Raw genomic sequence first — 16,643 nt, 5'->3', positions numbered from 1 at the left:
ATAGTATTGTTGATATAAATGCCAGAATAATTTACATTTGCCAAGCAACTTTTTAATAAAACAATAAATAGTAAACAGCACATGAATATTCCATCAGAATTAAAATACACCAAAGATCACGAGTGGATTAAGATTGAGGGTGATGTTGCAACTGTAGGTATTACAGACTTTGCTCAAAAAGAATTAGGTGATATCGTTTATGTAGAGGTGGAAACTGTAGATGAAACTTTAGATAGAGAAGAAGTTTTTGGAACAGTTGAAGCAGTTAAAACGGTATCTGATTTGTTTTTACCACTATCTGGAGAAATCATTGAGTTCAATGAGGATTTAGAAGGAGAACCAGAAAAAGTTAATGCTGATCCTTATGGTGAAGGATGGATGATTAAAATTAAATTTTCTGATGCATCTGAAGTAGAAGATCTTCTCGATAGTGAAGCTTATAAAGAGCTAATTGGTGCTTAGAAGAAGTATACTTTTTATAATAATTGCAATAAGCTGGACCGTTTTAATAACGGTATCCAGCTTATTGTCTTTTAAAGAACTTCCTAGTACAGGTATCGAGGTATCTGACAAAGTAATCCATGGTGGTATTTATTTTGTATTTACGGTATTGTGGTATTTAGTACTTGTTTCGTATATTAAAAGGAACTTATTGCTTAAAATAGGGGTGGTAAGTGCGCTGTATGGTATAATTATTGAGGTATTTCAATACCTGATGCCTTATGGCCGAAGTTTTGAACCTTTAGATATTGTAGCCAATTGCTGCGGTATATTGTTAGGAATTTTAGCAGTTAAATTATTTTTTTCCGCAGAGCGGATGAAAAAGAAAAAATAAATTGCTTTTAATTTAAATAAATAGTTAAATTAGCGAACATAAATTTGAAAAAGCATGGAACCTAAGAAAAATCCGAAAGCCGATTTAACCAGGAATAGCGGGCTATACTTTGCCATTGGGTTGGCCTTGGTTATGTTCATTACCTGGAGGGCAATCGAATGGAAGAAGTACGATAAATCAGAATTTGATGTAGCGTCTACCGAGATGTTAGAAGATTTAGAGGAGGACATCCCGATTACGCAACAGTTGAAGCAACCGCCACCACCACCACCACCGGCAGCTCCGGAAATTATTGAAGTGGTAGAAGATGAAGAGGAGGTTGAAGAGACAGAAATTGAATCTACAGAAACAGATCAAGCCGAAGAAATTGTTGAGGTAGAGGAAGTGGAAGTAGCTGAAGAACCTGTAGATGTGGATGTACCATTTACAGTGATTGAAGATAAACCAATGTTCCCTGATTGTAAGAATGTGCCTAAGAGTCAGCAGTTCCAATGTTTTAAAGAGAACCTTGATAAGCACGTAAGAAAAAACTTCCGTTACCCGGAAGCAGCTCAGGAAATGGGAATCCAAGGTAGGGTTTATGTACAGTTTAGAATTAACAAGGATGGTTCAATTACGATTATGAACACTCGTGGACCAGATAAAAGTTTAGAAGATGAGGCGAAGAGAATTATCAATAAACTTCCTAAGTTAATTCCTGGTAAGCAACGTGGAAGACCAACATCTGTAACATTTGCTTATCCTATTGTCTTCAAGTTGAATTAGAATATACTTACAACGATATAAGTAAAAACCCGAGCAATTGCTCGGGTTTTTCTTTTTTGGTATGCTTATTGTGCTTGTTTTTAGTGTATTAACATTTATATCAAAAAACATTATGGAAACAAACACTAACAATTTAAACGAGTCTCGTGGCAGCGATTCGCGTTTAAGAAAGTATTCTAAGCATGATGCTAATTTACCAAAAAATGAAGTCTTGAGATTTCAAATCGGTTTAGTAATTAGTTTAGCAGTTGCATATTTTGCAATAGAAGCAACTTTTGCGGTCACCAGTTATGTAAACACTGAACCCGTCGTGATCGAAGAAGATCAAACGTATGAAATGACAGAGTTTAAGGTTGAACAGGAGGTTAAAGAAAAAATTCAACCACAAAAACAAACCGTAAAGCTCATAGATGATATTAAGGTGGTTGATGATAAGACTGTCGTAGATCAGGATGAAGAGTTCAAGAATGAGAAGGAGCCGGTGGAGGATCTTAATACCGACGATATTGTTTATGAAGATCCGGATGAAATAGAAATGCCTGTCGTGGCATGGGACAAAGTAGAGATAGTGCCTGTGTTCCCTGGGTGTGAGACCTTGCAGAGTAATAAAGAGCGAAGAGAATGTATGAGTGATGCAATTAATAAGATTGTACAACGAAATTTTGACACCTCTATTGCAGGGGAATATGGTCTTGAAGGGATTCAAAGAATTTATGCTCAATTTAAGATTAATCAGGAGGGGCAGGTTGAAGAAATTAAAATTCGTGCCCCTCATAAGGTGTTGGAGGAAGAGGCAGAAAGAGTCATTAAATTAATACCACAAATGACTCCCGGGAAGCAACGAAATAAAGATGTTTCTGTTATTTTTCTAAAACCGATTGTCTTTAAGGTACAATAAATTAAAGTCCCGCATAGCGGGACTTTTTTCATTTTATAACGGCTTCACCTTAGAGTTTAACATTAGAACGCTGTTTAAAGATTGCATAAATAGCTTTTGTACAGTATCTTTGCAGCCGATTTAGAAAAGATTTGATGAAAACTGTATTGAGTACTGCAACAAAAACACAGTCGTTTGCCCTTATATTTGATGATTTTAAGCAAATTACCAAAGTAGGTCTTTCGGTAAGTGTTGTGTTTTCTTCATTAGCGGGATATCTGCTTGGTGCAGATCAGATACAATTACAGCCGTTGCTTTTACTTGCATTCGGAGGTTATTTTATGGTGGGGGCTTCAAACACATTCAACCAAATTATAGAAAAGGATTTAGATGCTTTAATGAAGCGTACTAAAAACAGACCTATACCATCAGGTAGAATGTCAGTACAAGTAGCCTTTGTTATAGCAAGTCTGTTTACCTTATGTGGTATTACTGCTTTGTATATAGTGAATCCTAAAACGGCTATGTTTGGAGCGATATCCATTTTTATGTATACATGTATGTATACCCCTCTAAAGACGATTTCTCCATTAGCCGTATTTGTAGGTGCTTTTCCGGGTGCTATTCCCTTTATGTTAGGTTGGGTTGCTGCTACAAATGATTTTGGAATTGAGCCTGGGACCCTGTTTATGATACAGTTTTTTTGGCAATTTCCTCATTTCTGGGCTATTGGTTGGATGTTGGATGAAGATTACAAAAAGGCAGGATTTAAAATGTTGCCTACTGGAAAAAAAGATAAAACCACCGCATTACAAATTATTATGTATACTATTTGGATGCTTGTGGTTTCTGTAATACCTGTAACCGGAATAACTGGTGATTTACATTTGTCAATACCATCAGCTATCGTTATATTCCTTTTAGGTCTGGTAATGTTGGTTTTTGCGTTTAAATTATACCAGGTTCAAGATAATAAAGCCGCAAGAAGTTTAATGCTTGCAAGTGTTTTATATATCACGGTGATACAAGTTGTTTACGTAATAGATAAATATTTAGCTTAGATAGATGGATTTAACTCAGGGAACTTTTGTTGAAAAGCAAGGTAGAGCCAAAAAAATGATGCTTTGGTTTGGAATGGTAAGTTTGGCAATGATGTTTGCAGGGCTAACAAGTGCTTATGTGGTGAGTAAATCCAGACCCGATTGGATTTCGGATTTCCAGATTCCAACTTCCTTTTATATAAGTACCGCTGCTATTTTGTTAAGTAGTTTGACTTTTCATTTGGCAAAAAAGGCTATACAAAACGGTGATAAATCTAAAACTACTAATTTATTATTGGTAACCCTTGCCTTAGGTGTTGCTTTTGTTTTGTTGCAGTTCGCCGGATTTTCAGAAATAATTGCAAACGGCTATTATTTTACAGGAAGCGAAAGTACAATTACCACATCTTTTTTATATGCTATAGTTTTTTCGCATATAGTTCACGTAATCGCAGGCCTGTTGGTGCTTTTGGTGGTAATTTATAATCATTTTAAAGAAAAGTATAAACCTGGTCAAACCCTTGGTTTAGAGTTAGGTGCGATGTTTTGGCACTTTCTTGACTTTTTATGGGTATATTTGATTTTGTTTTTCTATTTCTTTAGATAAAGAAAAAACGTAAATTTGACAAATTTTTAAACATAACCAGATTAACACGTATATGGAAGCTACGGTTACTACAGAATCTAAAGAAAAAGTTTGGGGAGGCGGAAATGAGCCGTTAAGAGCAAGTTACGGTAAAATGATGATGTGGTTTTTCATCGTCTCAGATGCTCTTACATTCTCAGGGTTTTTAGTGTCTTACGGATTCTCAAGATTTAAATTTATTGAAATTTGGCCAATTGCCGATGAAGTGTTTACGCACGTTCCTTTCTTTCATGGTAATTATCCAATGTATTATGTGGCCTTTATGACCTTTATTCTAATTATGTCATCAGTGACGATGGTGCTTGCCGTTGATGCCGGGCATAAAATGAAAAAGACTAAAGTAACATGGTACATGTTTGCTACCATCATTGGTGGTTTAATATTCGTAGGTTCTCAGGCGTGGGAATGGGCAACCTTTATTAAGGGAGACTATGGCGCAGTTGAAACCAAAGGAGGGAATATCCTTCAGTTTGTGAATGCCGATACAGGAAAGAGAATCGCATTAGAAGAGTTCGCTACCACAATTCCATCAGAAAGAGATAGGTTAGAGCGCAAAGATGCTTTTTGGTTTCAATCAGAAGGGTCGCTTCCATCTTATACAATAAATGAAGTTGTTGAGGGTGTTAAAAGTCATCCGAATGTTTTAGTGAAAACTGCTTTCTTTGATGAAACAGGTCACAAAAAAGAAGTACTTTCAAGAGAAGAATCGCTAGAGGCACTTAAAGATGCAAAACTAGTGGTAGAAGGAGCTAACCTTACGCGTAACGAATATGGACATCCATTGTTCGCAGACTTCTTTTTCTTTATCACCGGATTCCACGGATTCCACGTGTTCTCAGGAATTGTAATTAATATTATTATATTCTTTAATGTGATAATAGGGACTTACGAAAGAAGAGGGCATTATGAAATGGTTGAAAAAGTTGGGTTGTACTGGCACTTTGTAGATTTAGTTTGGGTGTTTGTATTTACATTCTTCTACCTTGTATAATAATTGAAATTAGAAAAAAAACAATGGCACACGATAATCATAAACTTGCAATTTTTAGAGGAACGTTAAATTTTAAGAGTAACGTTCAAAAAATATGGGGAGTTTTAATCTTACTTTCCATTATAACAGCAGTCGAGGTAGCACTTGGTATTGTTAGGCCAGAATGGTCTTTGACAAAAGTGTTAGGGATGAAGTTGTTAAACTGGATTTTTATTGGATTAACTATTGTAAAAGCATATTACATCGCTTGGGATTTTATGCACCTGCGTGATGAAAAGGCCGGTTTTAAGTGGTCTTTGGTATTGCCTTTAGTTATTTTAATACCTTATTTGGTATTTATCCTATTAGTTGAAGGAGATTATATTTATGAAGTGTATAAAGATGGTTTCGTAACTTGGAACTTCTAAACACTATATGCACTTTTAACAATACTTTCAAGACGGTTTTAAACCGTCTTTTTTATTTTTGTACCGAAAACAAATAGTAAATGAAAAAGTCCCTGGTACTTGCTGTACTTTTTATCCTTCCAATTGTTGTCTATCTTTTTTTTGCATCTGGAGTCAACAACTTTGCAAAATTACCAATACTGTCTGAACGAGTAGATGATATTAATGAATTCGAAAATTTAGATGGATCATCAGTTAGCTTAAAGGATAAGATTACTGTTCTTAGTTTTTTTGGAAATGATGTCCTGAATAAAAAGAACAATGCTTTAAATCTTAATGAAAAAATTTATAAGCGATTTAATGGTTTTGAAGATTTTCAATTGGTAGCCGTTTTTCCAGTAGGTGCTGAGCATGATGCCAAAGATCTGAAGGCTGAGCTTAGCTTCTTAACGGATACAGCTAATTGGAATTTTGTGTTCGGAACAGACAGTCAGATAGCGTCGTTTTTTAATAGTTTAAAAACAGATACGGACCTGGACGATCATTTAGGTAATCCCTATGCTTATATTATTGATAAAAAATTAAACCTAAGGGGCAGAACCGATGATGAAGATGTTTCAGGAGGGGTCCTTTATGGCTATAATACGACCTCTGTAGCTGAGATCAATAATAAAATGATTGATGACATTAAAATAGTTCTTGCCGAATACAGGATGGCTCTTAAGAAGAATGACGAAGAACAGTCAGGTAAGAGAGACTCGTATTTAAAAAAAGTGGATAAGCGATAATTAATAAAATTTTAGATTGTGAAAAACAAATCATATATATGGGTTGGATTGGTTATTCTGATATTCGGAATCATCTTTATCCCGGAGATTGTAAACAGAATTAAAGATAATGATGTGGTTGATGAAGACCGCCATAAGGTTGGTCAAAAAAAGGCTGAGTTAGTCAAATTAGGTAAAGTCCCTGCTTTCACATTTATTAATCAGAACAATGATACGATTTCTGATAAATATTATGCTGGTAAAGTGTATGTTGTAGAGTTCTTTTTTACTACGTGTCCTACCATTTGCCCGATCATGAATACAAATATGCTGAAGTTACAGGAGTCCTTCCGTAATGAGAATGATTTTGGAGTGGCCTCATTTACCATAAATCCTAAAAACGACACCCCCGAAGTGTTAAAAGAGTATGCTCAGAAATATGGTATTACCCATCCGAACTGGAACTTACTAACGGGAGATCGTGAAATGATTTATGGCTTGTCCAATACAGGTTTTAACCTTTATGCTGGGCAAAATGCCAATGTAGAAGGTGGTTTTGAGCATTCAGGACTTTTTGCTTTAATTGATAAAGAGGGAAATATCACTTGTAGAACAGATCAGTTTGGCAATCCTAAGGTGTATTATGATGGAGTAGGCGAAAATGGAGATGGTGGAGATATAGAATTACTTAAAGAAGACATTAAACAACTTTTAAACGAGTAGCGCATGAGTGAGGTAACGACTGTTGAGAAAAAATATAATAAGTGGATTATAATCCTGTCAATTGCTATTCCATTGGTGGTGGCAATTTTATTTGGCGTTAAACTGAAAGATTATGGTTTTAATGTAGAACCTTTATCCTTTTTACCACCAATTTATGCAACCATTAATGGGATAACTGCATGCGTTCTGATTATGGCGTTTTTTGCCATAAAAAATGGTAAAGTGAAATTACATGAAAATCTTATGAAATTATGTATTGCACTATCTGTTAGTTTTTTGGTAATGTATGTCGCCTATCACATGACCTCCGATTCTACTCCTTTTGGTGGTGAAGGAGCCATACGCTATGTGTATTTCTTTATTTTAATTAGCCATATAGTTCTTTCGATAGCAATTATTCCATTGGTGTTGATAACCTATGTAAGGGCTTTGGCCAGGGTTTTTGATAAACATAAGAAGATCGCAAAAATAGCTTTTCCAATATGGTTGTATGTGGCTATTACAGGAGTGGTGGTCTATTTAATGATTTCGCCCTATTATGCTTAAATTTGTAATAAAGAGTTTTCCATGAAGAAGTTAGTGTTGGTTATTATGTTTTTGTTGCTTGTTCCTGCCGTTGCAGACGCTCAATGTGCTATGTGCAGAGCCGTTCTGGAAAGTGGAGAAAAGCAAGAGGTAGCCGAGGCGATCAACGATGGTATTGTCTATTTAATGGCAGTCCCTTATATTTTGATGGGAGCCTTAGGTTATTTCATATACCGCAAATTAAAAGGGTAACAAGCTTTTTTAATATTTTTTCACTTTAAATGTAACATTTATAGGGTTGTGTAGTCTTATGGGTAGAACAAAAGATTGAGGCTCTTAACATTATTTTATTATTTAATTGTTGAGAAGTGCTTAAATTGTAAGGTAAAACTACACTAACCATGATTGAAATAAATGACCTGCACAAATCCTATAAAATGGGGTCTAATGTGCTGCATGTACTTAAAGGAATAAATTTTTCAGTTAAAGAAGGAGAGCTGGTAGCAATCATGGGCTCTTCAGGTTCCGGTAAATCTACACTTTTAAACATATTGGGAATGCTGGATACAATGGACACCGGCACATATATGCTTGATGGAGTTCCTATTAAAAATCTCAATGAAACCAAGGCAGCCCAATATCGAAATAAATTCCTTGGATTTATTTTTCAGTCTTTTAACTTAATTAACTACAAAACAGCTCTTGAAAATGTAGCTCTGCCTTTGTATTATCAAAGAATGCCCAGAAAAGAACGTCAGGATAAAGCTATGAAATATCTCGAAAGAGTTGGACTTAGGGATTGGGCATATCATCACCCGAATGAACTCTCAGGAGGACAAAAACAACGTGTGGCAATTGCCAGAGCAATGGCGGCTGAACCAAAAGTTCTATTGGCAGATGAGCCTACGGGAGCCTTGGATAGTAAAACTTCTTATGAAGTGATGGATCTGATTCAAAAGATCAATCAAGAAGGGAATACAATTTTAGTAGTTACTCATGAACCAGATATCGCTAACATGTGTAAACGAATTGTACATCTGAAAGATGGGGTTATAGAAAAAGATGAATTGGTTAATCAGGTAATGGCTGCTGAATATGTTTAGTAGAGATCTTTGGAAAGAAATCTTTGAAACCATTAGCAAAAATAAACTTCGTACATTTTTGTCTGGTTTTACAGTAGCACTCGGAATTTTAATCTTCGTTGTTCTTTATGGTTTTGGTAATGGTCTTAAAAACACTTTTAACGAGTTTTTTATGGACGATGCTACCAATACATTTTTCGTTTTTGCCGGTAGAACTTCAATGCCTTACAAAGGTTTCAAGTCTAATAGGAATATAGAATTCAAGAATGATGATCTTGATGATATAAAGAAAAACTTTCCAATGTTTCTGGAGTATATAACTCCAAGAATAAGTAGAAGTGCTTTGGTGAAGTATAAAGGCGAGTCTAATAATTATAACACCAGAGCTGTTGGTCCTGCTCATCAGTATAATGAAAAGACTATAATGATGAAAGGCCGTTATCTTAATGAAAATGATGTTTTAGAGCGCACCCGCTATGCAGTTATAGGGCGACTTGTGGAAAAGGATCTTTTCGGTACTGCCAATGCCATCGGAAAATATATAGACCTTGGCGGTCGTGCATTTAAGGTGATCGGAGTTTTTCAGGACGATGGAGGAGATAATGAAGAAAGATATATTTATATACCGTATACTACCAGACAACTTATTGAGAAAAATACAGATAAAGTTGATCAAATAATTTTAGGATTTAAACAAGAGATAGGGTATCCCGGCGCTATGGCTTTTGAAAAAAGCTTGAATAAGTTTCTGAAAGAAAAACATAATATAAGCCCTGAAGATCAAAGAGCAATTTTCATTCGTAATGTAGCAGATCAATTAAAACAAAATCAACAATTTGCTGGAGTTCTTCAGCTAATAGTTTTGTTTGTGGCATTCGGAACAATTATAGCAGGTATTATTGGAATCAGTAATATCATGGTGTTTATTGTTAAAGAGCGTACCAAAGAAATAGGAGTTCGAAAAGCATTAGGCGCAACCCCAAGAGCTGTTATTTCAATGATTCTCCTTGAAGCTGTTTTCATAACAACCATCGCAGGATATATAGGGATGGTTATTGGTGTGGTATTATTAAACTCACTGGGAAATACGCTAAAGGATTATTTTATAACCAATCCTTATATAAATATTAATACAGCAATCGTGGCAACCTTTATTTTAATTATTGCCGGAGCTATAGCAGGGTATATTCCTGCTAAACGTGCCGCTAGAATTAAGCCGATAGTTGCACTAAGAGACGAATAGATATGTTTAGATTTGTTTTTGATAGAGATACCTGGCAAGAAATTTTCAGTTCGATAGGAAAGAACCGATTGCGTACCATTATTACTATGGTGGGAGTACTTTGGGGGATTTTTATTTATATAGCACTTTCAGGTTCAGCAAAAGGACTGGATAATGGTTTTGAAAGAGCATTTGAGAATGTTGCCATGAATAGTATGTTCGTTTGGGCGCAGCAAACAAGTATTCCTTATGCTGGTTTCAAAACAGGAAGACCTTTACAATTAAAATTATCGGATGCTGAGATTTTACAACAGCGTGTTCCACAAATTGAGTTTATTGCTCCCAGGAATGCTAAAGGAGTGTTTGGAGGTGGCGGTTCTAATATTGTGCGTGGTCAGAAGACAGGTAGTTTTAATATCTATGGAGACTTTCCGGTTTTTACTAAAATAGCTACTAAAAAAATCTATGATGGAGGAAGATTTATTAATGATGATGATATAACATACGAAAGGAAGGTCTGCGTTATAGGAGAACGAACCCAGAAGGAACTCTTTGAAGAAGACGAAAGTCCGCTGGGAGAATACATTAGGATTGATAATATCTATTTTCAAGTCGTAGGAGTCCATAAATTTGTCCCGGGAGGAGGCTTTGAAAGCGATAGCGATATTTATATCCCTTTTACCACGTATCGAAAACTGTACAATACCGGTGAGAATGTAGATTGGTTTTCAATCGCAGCTTACCGAAATGTAGATGTGTTAAAAGTCGAGGAAGATATAAAAACAACCCTCAAGAGGGTGCATAAAGTTGATCCTGAAGATGAAAGAGCTTTTGGGTCCTTCAATCTGGGCGAAATGTTCGGAAGAATAATGGGTTTTGCCAAAGGAATGACCTTTCTCTCTTTAATTGTGGGGATTGCGACCATCATAGCTGGAGTGGTTGGAATCGGAAATATATTATTGATAACCGTTAAAGAACGGACCAAAGAGTTGGGCGTTAGGCGAGCTTTGGGTGCAACTCCTAAAGAAGTGAGAAGCCAGATAATCCTGGAGTCTGTTTTCTTAACCATGTTAGCAGGAATTGTTGGGATAGTCTTAGGTGCCGGTTTATTGGCAGGTATCAACGCCTTGACCAAAGACATGACAGATTTCCCGTATACCAATCCTACAGTGCCGATTCCTTATGTAATAGGGGCATTATTGATCATGGTTGTGCTCGGGTTATTAATCGGGCTTATTCCAGCGCAACGTGCTGTTAGTATTAAACCAATAGATGCATTAAGAGAAGAATAATAAAATACAAACCTAAACATCAATTAAGTAAATCAAATCATATGAAAATTCTAAAATACGTCGGAATTGGAGTTTTAATTTTGGGTGTACTATGGGCAGCCGCCTTTTTTATTAAAAGCAATAGCAAGTCTGCAATTGTTTATGAAACGGAGACTCCTTTTAAAACGGATATAGAGCAAAAAACAGTGGCTACCGGAAAGGTAGTTCCTGAAGACGAGGTGCTAATTAAACCTCAAATATCTGGGATTATAGATAAAATAGTACTTGAGGAAGGGGATAAAGTGAAGTCAGGTGATCTCATAGCGACCATTAAAGTCGTTCCAAATGAACAAGCCTTGGTTAGTGCCCGCGGACGTGTAAGTAACGCCAGGTTTTCTTTAAATACAGCAGAAGCTGAATACAATAGGAATAAAACACTTTTTGATAAAGGAGTTATTTCAAACCAGGAGTTCCTGGATATAGAACTTAGGTATAATCAGGCTAAACAAGAACTCACCAATGCTCAAAATGATTATCAGATTATTAAGAGCGGTTCTGCTGGTGGTTCTGCTACAGCCAATACCAATATTAGAGCCACGGTTACAGGAACTGTACTGGAAATTCCGGTGAAAGAAGGTGATCAAGTTATTGAGGCAAATAATTTTAATGATGGTACCACCATTGCTACTATTGCTGATATGACTCAAATGATTTTTGAAGGCCAGGTAGATGAGGCAGAGGTAGAAAAATTAGAATTGGGAATGCCTTTAAAAGTGAGCTTTGGTGCTATTCAGGATAAAGAATTTGAAGCTTCATTACGATTTGTAGCACCAAAAGGTGTTGAAGAACAAGGCGCAGTACAGTTTAAAATCGAAGGTGAGGTACAACTTAATGATAGTACTTTTATAAGAGCTGGTTATAGTGCAAACGCTTCTATTATTTTAGATAAAAAGGAAGATGTACTAGCCATTAAAGAAGCATTGCTTCAATATGATAAAGAAACAGAAAAGCCATATGTTGAAGTTGAAACTGGCGATCAGCAGTTCGAAAGAAAAGATATAGAAGTTGGTATTTCGGATGGTATTAATGTAGAGATTACATCTGGATTGTCAGAAAGCGATAAAGTTAAGGTTTGGAATAAAACAGAGCCTATAAAGAAGGAAGCTGAAAACAACTAAACTAATTCGAAAAAATAGATTTCATGAAAGTCAAAATAATAACCCTTTTATTACTGTCGTGCTCCTATTTGGTTTCTGCTCAGGTGAAGAAATGGACCCTTAGGGAATGTGTCGAGTATGCTATTGAAAATAATATCTCTATTCAACAGTCGGAACTTGATCTTGAAAATGCTGAAATTGATAAGTCTGATGCAGTAGGGAACTTCTTGCCATCAGTAAATGGAAGCGCTTCGCATTCATGGAATGTTGGTTTAAACCAGGATATAACCACGGGTGTATTGCGTACAGCTACTACCCAGTTTACCTCAGGTAGAGTGAGTGTAGGAGTTGATATTTTTAAAGGCTTACAAAACCAAAACCGTCTGAGACGTTCAAAATTAAATATTTTAGCAAATCAGTACCAAATGGATGATATGAGAGATGATATATCATTAGCTGTGGCTAATGGATACCTTCAAATCTTATTTAACAGAGAAAATTTGGTGGTTCAAAAAGCCCAATATGCCGTTACGGAACAAGATCTGAAAAGAACTCAGGAACTTGTTGAAAGTGGAGTGCTCCCTAAAGGAGATTTATTAGAAATTGAAGCGACTGCAGCAACTCAGGAACAACGAATTATCAATGCTGAAAATGCATTAAGACTATCTAAAATTTCACTGGCGCAACTATTGTTGTTGGATGATTATGAAAATTTTGATGTAGCCGATGAAGATTATATGATTCCTAAGTCTACGATAACAGAAATTACTCCTGAAGAGATTTATCAAAAGTCACTGACCTTTAGAGGAGATGTTAAACTCTCAATGGCTAATGTTGAGATCGCTGAAATGGATTTAAAAATTGCAAAAGGAACAATGATGCCAACCTTAACTGGTTTTTATGGGTACGATACACGTGTAAGCCATCAAGACCGTTCTGTCGCTACTGGCCAAACTACGCAAACACAAATAGGAACTGTCCAGAGTACAGGAGATGCCGTAGTGACTCAAACCCCTGTTTTTGGTGTAGCAGGTCCTTTGCCTTTTGTAGATCAGTTATGGATGAATGATGGACAGTCATTTGGTGTTTCTTTAAATGTTCCAATATTCAATGGTTTTGCAGCAAGGAACAATGTGAAAAGAAATGAAGTTAACGTTAGAAGGAATGAGCTGATGCTTAAGCAAACTAAACTAGATTTAGAGAATACCATAAATCAGGTTTGGAATGATGCTCAAAGTGCTTTTAAAACATTTGAGGCTTCTTCAAAAACATTAGAAGCAAGGGAGTTGGCGTATGAATATGCTAAAGAGCGTTTTGATGTAGGTTTAATGAACAGTTTTGATTTTAGTCAGGCACAAGCCAGGTTAGATAATGCTCAGGCAGAACTCATTAGAGCTAAATATGACTACATCTTTAAACTGAAAGTTTTAGAATATTATTTTGGAATTCCTGTGGAGGAGTTATAAACTTGCAGATTATTTGCAAGTATGGCTACCATTTTAAATATAGAAACATCATCAACCAATTGCTCAATTAGTATTGGGATAAATGGAGAACTAATTTCATTAGTAGAAAAAGATGATGCCCAGTATTCACATTCAGAAAAGTTACATGTATTTATAAAAGAAGCATTGAAAGATGCTTCTTTATCTTTTGATAATATCGATGCAATATCGGTAAGTAAAGGCCCCGGGTCATATACAGGACTAAGAATTGGAGTAAGCGCAGCCAAAGGGCTCTGTTTTTCCTTAGATAAGCCTCTGATTGCTTTAAATACGCTGGAAGCTTTGTCGCATCAGTTGGAAATTGATGAGGGAGTAATTATCCCCTTGTTAGACGCAAGAAGGATGGAGGTGTATGCTGCTGTATTTGACAATAACCATCGAGAAATAAGAGCTACTAAAGCCGAAATTATTACCGAAGACTCCTTTTCAGAATATAAAGAAGGAAAGGTATATCTTCTCGGTCCGGGTGCAGAAAAGTGTAAAGACGTGGTTGAGGGTAGCAATGTCCATATTATAGCTTCAAAACATGTTCCTTCAGCGAGGGAAATGGTAAAACTTTCAGAAGAAAAGTTCAAAATAAACGACTTTGAAAACGTAGCTTATTTTGAACCTTACTACTTAAAAGATTTTGTAGTCACGAAGCCTAAAAAACGTTAAACATTTTTTCGTATTTCCACTTGATGAGGGAATGGGATTTCAATACCTGCCACATCAAGGGCTTTTTTACATGCTTCCAGAGAACCAAAATAGACATCCCAATAATCAGCAGTAGTGGCCCATGGCCTTACGGCAAAGTTAATAGAGCTATCCGCTAATTCAGAAACAGCAATGGTAGGAGCTGGTTCCTTTAAAACCTTAGGGTTCGATGTCAGTGCTTCCATCAGAACGTCTTTCGTCTGCTTGATATCAGAGTCATATGCAACCCCCACAGTAAGGTCAACGCGGAGTTTACCTAGTTTAGAATAATTTTTGATATTACCATTGGATAATGGTCCGTTAGGAATAACTACCGTTTTATTATCCGGCGTGGTTAGAATGGTAGTAAAGATTTGTATTTCGTTGACTACTCCTAATTCTCCTTGTGCTTCAATAAGGTCACCAACCTTTATTGGTTTAAAAATCATTATAAGAGCCCCGCCGGCGAAATTTCCAAGCGAACCCTGTAAAGCCAAACCAATGGCTAAACCCGCTGCAGCTATAATAGCAGCAAAAGATGTAGTTTCCACACCTATGGTGCCCAAAACAACAATAACTAATAAGGCTATGAGGACCCATTTCAGTAAGTTTACCAAAAATTTACGTAAACTAATTTCATAAGCTCTTTTGGTCATTAAGGCGTCAACCCCTTTGACAATTTTTTTAACGATCCACGAACCGATAATCCAAATGACTATGGCACCAGCAATTTTAATTCCATAGTCAACCATAAGATTCCAATCAATCCCCTGATCGAACCAATCTTCTAATTTCATAATGTTTGATGTTTTAGGTTACTTTCCTACAAGTTAGTCATTTTCAGCTTATTTTGTTTTGATAATAGCCATAAAAAAAGCGATCTATCTTCAAATAGATCGCTGTTTATTTATAAAATAACTTCCCCTTCGAGTAGCTATCCTTTCTTTTGTATTTCTACCTGATGAGGATAAGGGATTTCAATACCTTCCTTATCAAATCGAGCCTTAACCTCTTCGATTGCATAAAAATGACAATCCCAGAAGTCTGCATTTTTAGCCCAGAATCTAAAGGTGAAATTAACAGAGCTGTCAGCAAGTTCCGCCACAAATACCTGAGGAGCTGGATCCTTCATAATATTAGGATGATCATCTGCAATGGCTAATAAAACCTCTTTTGCTTTCTTAATATCAGAACTATAATCGATTCCGATAGTTAGGTTGTCTCTTCTGGTTTCCTCAGCACTATAATTAATAATATTTTCATTAGAAAGCTTGCCATTGGGGATAATAGCCAGTTGATTTCCAAAAGTATTTAAAGTGGTAGTGAATATCCCGATTTCTTTTACAGTTCCTGAAACCCCTTGCGCTTCTATAAAATCACCAATTTTAAAGGGTTTAAAAATCATTATGAGCGTACCACCTGCAAAATTAGCCAAAGAACCCTGCAGGGCCATACCAATAGCTAAACCGGCGGCTGCAATGATGGCAGCAAATGAAGTTGTTTCAATTCCTAATGTTCCTAAAAGAGCAAGAATTAAAACGATCTTTAATGTCCAGGATATTAGATTCAGTAAAAATTTCTTTAAACTTATTTCATAATCCCTATGATCCATAATCCTGGAGACTTGCTTCATTACCTTTTTAATTAGCCAAGATCCAATAATCCATACCAGAATTGCTCCAATGAGCTTAATACCATAGTTCATTATTAAATTCCAATCAATTTTTTCAGTGAGTTGATTTATATCCATGCTGTAGAGAATTAATTAACATTTTAAGTAAGGCAAAAATATGCAAATAAGATGTAAAATCTTTATTACAGTGTTAAATAAGCTTTTTGAAAGAAGAAAATACGGGTGTGAAGTTATAGGAACACCCGTTTGTCAGGATGTTGTTATTTCACTTCAAAAGTGATTTTTACATTAACACGATATTCATCGATTGAATCGCCATTCACCGTGGCGCTTTGTTCATTTACATAAACTGATCGAATATTGTTAACCGTTTTGGATGCATGTTTAACTGCTTTTTGGGTAGCATCTTCCCAACTTTTTTCAGAGTTCGCTAAAATCTCGATAACCTTTAAAAGTGCCATAATTGATGTTTTTTTAGTGATTAAACCATTTCCTTTAAAGTTACTGTTTTTATTTCAAAAAATGAAAAGTGAATAGGGTTTA

Annotated in this window: 21 protein-coding genes; 18 read left to right on the top strand and 3 right to left on the bottom strand. The window is 35.9% G+C overall.

Annotated features, from left to right (window positions below; genetic code table 11):
* Positions 1-81 precede the first annotated feature (81 nt).
* The 18 genes from gcvH (at position 82) to tsaB (ending at position 14,449) form a co-directional block, all read left to right on the top strand.
* Positions 82-462: a glycine cleavage system protein GcvH gene (gene gcvH, locus BM361_RS14950; RefSeq protein WP_038266775.1), complete on the top strand. Its 381-nt coding sequence runs from the start codon at positions 82-84 to the stop codon at positions 460-462.
* Positions 455-835, top strand: coding sequence for a VanZ family protein (locus BM361_RS14945; protein WP_161808358.1), 381 nt, complete (start codon positions 455-457; stop codon positions 833-835). Before gcvH ends, BM361_RS14945 begins: the two co-directional genes overlap by 8 nt.
* Before the next feature lie 54 nt (positions 836-889).
* Positions 890-1,600, top strand: a complete 711-nt coding sequence (locus tag BM361_RS14940; protein ID WP_038266770.1) for an energy transducer TonB — start codon at positions 890-892, stop codon at positions 1,598-1,600.
* Positions 1,601-1,712: 112 nt separating this feature from the next.
* Positions 1,713-2,498 carry an energy transducer TonB gene (locus BM361_RS14935; RefSeq protein WP_175496593.1) on the top strand — a complete coding sequence of 262 codons (786 nt, stop codon included), beginning with the start codon at positions 1,713-1,715 and terminating at the stop codon, positions 2,496-2,498.
* A gap of 134 nt (positions 2,499-2,632) precedes the next feature.
* Entirely contained in the window at positions 2,633-3,538 is a 906-nt protein-coding gene (gene cyoE / locus BM361_RS14930; RefSeq protein ID WP_074979891.1) for a heme o synthase, read from the top strand.
* Positions 3,539-3,542: 4 nt separating this feature from the next.
* Positions 3,543-4,124: a cytochrome c oxidase subunit 3 gene (locus BM361_RS14925; RefSeq protein WP_074979889.1), complete on the top strand. Its 582-nt coding sequence runs from the start codon at positions 3,543-3,545 to the stop codon at positions 4,122-4,124.
* A gap of 52 nt (positions 4,125-4,176) precedes the next feature.
* Complete coding sequence (locus BM361_RS14920) at positions 4,177-5,154, top strand: cytochrome c oxidase subunit 3 (RefSeq protein WP_038266757.1); 978 nt, start codon at positions 4,177-4,179, stop codon at positions 5,152-5,154.
* Between the two features lie 23 nt (positions 5,155-5,177).
* Positions 5,178-5,561, top strand: a complete 384-nt coding sequence (locus tag BM361_RS14915) for a cytochrome C oxidase subunit IV family protein (RefSeq protein WP_038266754.1) — start codon at positions 5,178-5,180, stop codon at positions 5,559-5,561.
* Between the two features lie 80 nt (positions 5,562-5,641).
* Complete coding sequence (locus BM361_RS14910; protein WP_074979887.1) at positions 5,642-6,328, top strand: hypothetical protein; 687 nt, start codon at positions 5,642-5,644, stop codon at positions 6,326-6,328.
* Between the two features lie 18 nt (positions 6,329-6,346).
* A complete protein-coding gene (locus tag BM361_RS14905) occupies positions 6,347-7,030 on the top strand; it encodes an SCO family protein (protein ID WP_074979886.1) in 684 nt (227 codons plus the stop codon).
* A gap of 3 nt (positions 7,031-7,033) precedes the next feature.
* Entirely contained in the window at positions 7,034-7,576 is a 543-nt protein-coding gene (locus BM361_RS14900) for a DUF420 domain-containing protein (RefSeq protein WP_074979884.1), read from the top strand.
* Between the two features lie 21 nt (positions 7,577-7,597).
* Positions 7,598-7,807, top strand: a complete 210-nt coding sequence (locus BM361_RS14895) for a hypothetical protein (RefSeq protein WP_038266745.1) — start codon at positions 7,598-7,600, stop codon at positions 7,805-7,807.
* Between the two features lie 149 nt (positions 7,808-7,956).
* On the top strand, positions 7,957-8,658 hold the full coding sequence (locus tag BM361_RS14890; protein WP_074979882.1) for an ABC transporter ATP-binding protein: 702 nt from the start codon (positions 7,957-7,959) through the stop codon (positions 8,656-8,658).
* Complete coding sequence (locus BM361_RS14885; protein WP_038266739.1) at positions 8,651-9,880, top strand: ABC transporter permease; 1,230 nt, start codon at positions 8,651-8,653, stop codon at positions 9,878-9,880. Before BM361_RS14890 ends, BM361_RS14885 begins: the two co-directional genes overlap by 8 nt.
* 2 nt (positions 9,881-9,882) lie before the next feature.
* Positions 9,883-11,151, top strand: coding sequence for an ABC transporter permease (locus BM361_RS14880; RefSeq protein ID WP_038266736.1), 1,269 nt, complete (start codon positions 9,883-9,885; stop codon positions 11,149-11,151).
* 41 nt (positions 11,152-11,192) lie between these two features.
* Complete coding sequence (locus tag BM361_RS14875) at positions 11,193-12,308, top strand: efflux RND transporter periplasmic adaptor subunit (RefSeq protein ID WP_038266733.1); 1,116 nt, start codon at positions 11,193-11,195, stop codon at positions 12,306-12,308.
* Between the two features lie 23 nt (positions 12,309-12,331).
* Positions 12,332-13,753, top strand: coding sequence for a TolC family protein (locus BM361_RS14870; protein WP_074979880.1), 1,422 nt, complete (start codon positions 12,332-12,334; stop codon positions 13,751-13,753).
* A 21-nt stretch (positions 13,754-13,774) separates the two neighbouring features.
* Complete coding sequence (gene tsaB / locus BM361_RS14865) at positions 13,775-14,449, top strand: tRNA (adenosine(37)-N6)-threonylcarbamoyltransferase complex dimerization subunit type 1 TsaB (protein WP_074979878.1); 675 nt, start codon at positions 13,775-13,777, stop codon at positions 14,447-14,449.
* Here the strand turns inward: tsaB and BM361_RS14860 are convergent.
* The 3 genes from BM361_RS14860 to BM361_RS14850 form a co-directional block, all read right to left on the bottom strand.
* The gene (locus BM361_RS14860) at positions 14,446-15,264 is read right to left on the bottom strand and encodes a mechanosensitive ion channel family protein (protein ID WP_074979877.1); all 819 of its coding nucleotides are present in this window, start codon (positions 15,262-15,264) and stop codon (positions 14,446-14,448) included. The genes tsaB and BM361_RS14860 overlap by 4 nt on opposite strands.
* Before the next feature lie 137 nt (positions 15,265-15,401).
* Positions 15,402-16,217, bottom strand: coding sequence for a mechanosensitive ion channel family protein (locus tag BM361_RS14855; RefSeq protein ID WP_074979875.1), 816 nt, complete (start codon positions 16,215-16,217; stop codon positions 15,402-15,404).
* 143 nt (positions 16,218-16,360) lie between these two features.
* A complete protein-coding gene (locus BM361_RS14850) occupies positions 16,361-16,561 on the bottom strand; it encodes a dodecin family protein (protein WP_038266719.1) in 201 nt (66 codons plus the stop codon).
* Positions 16,562-16,643: the final 82 nt, after the last annotated feature.

This window comes from Zhouia amylolytica, from assembly GCF_900116365.1.
In the GTDB taxonomy this organism is placed as follows: Bacteria; Bacteroidota; Bacteroidia; order Flavobacteriales; family Flavobacteriaceae; genus Zhouia; species Zhouia amylolytica.
The sequence above is the reverse complement of the archived record's forward strand: the minus strand, read 5'-3'. Positions and strand labels throughout refer to the sequence as shown.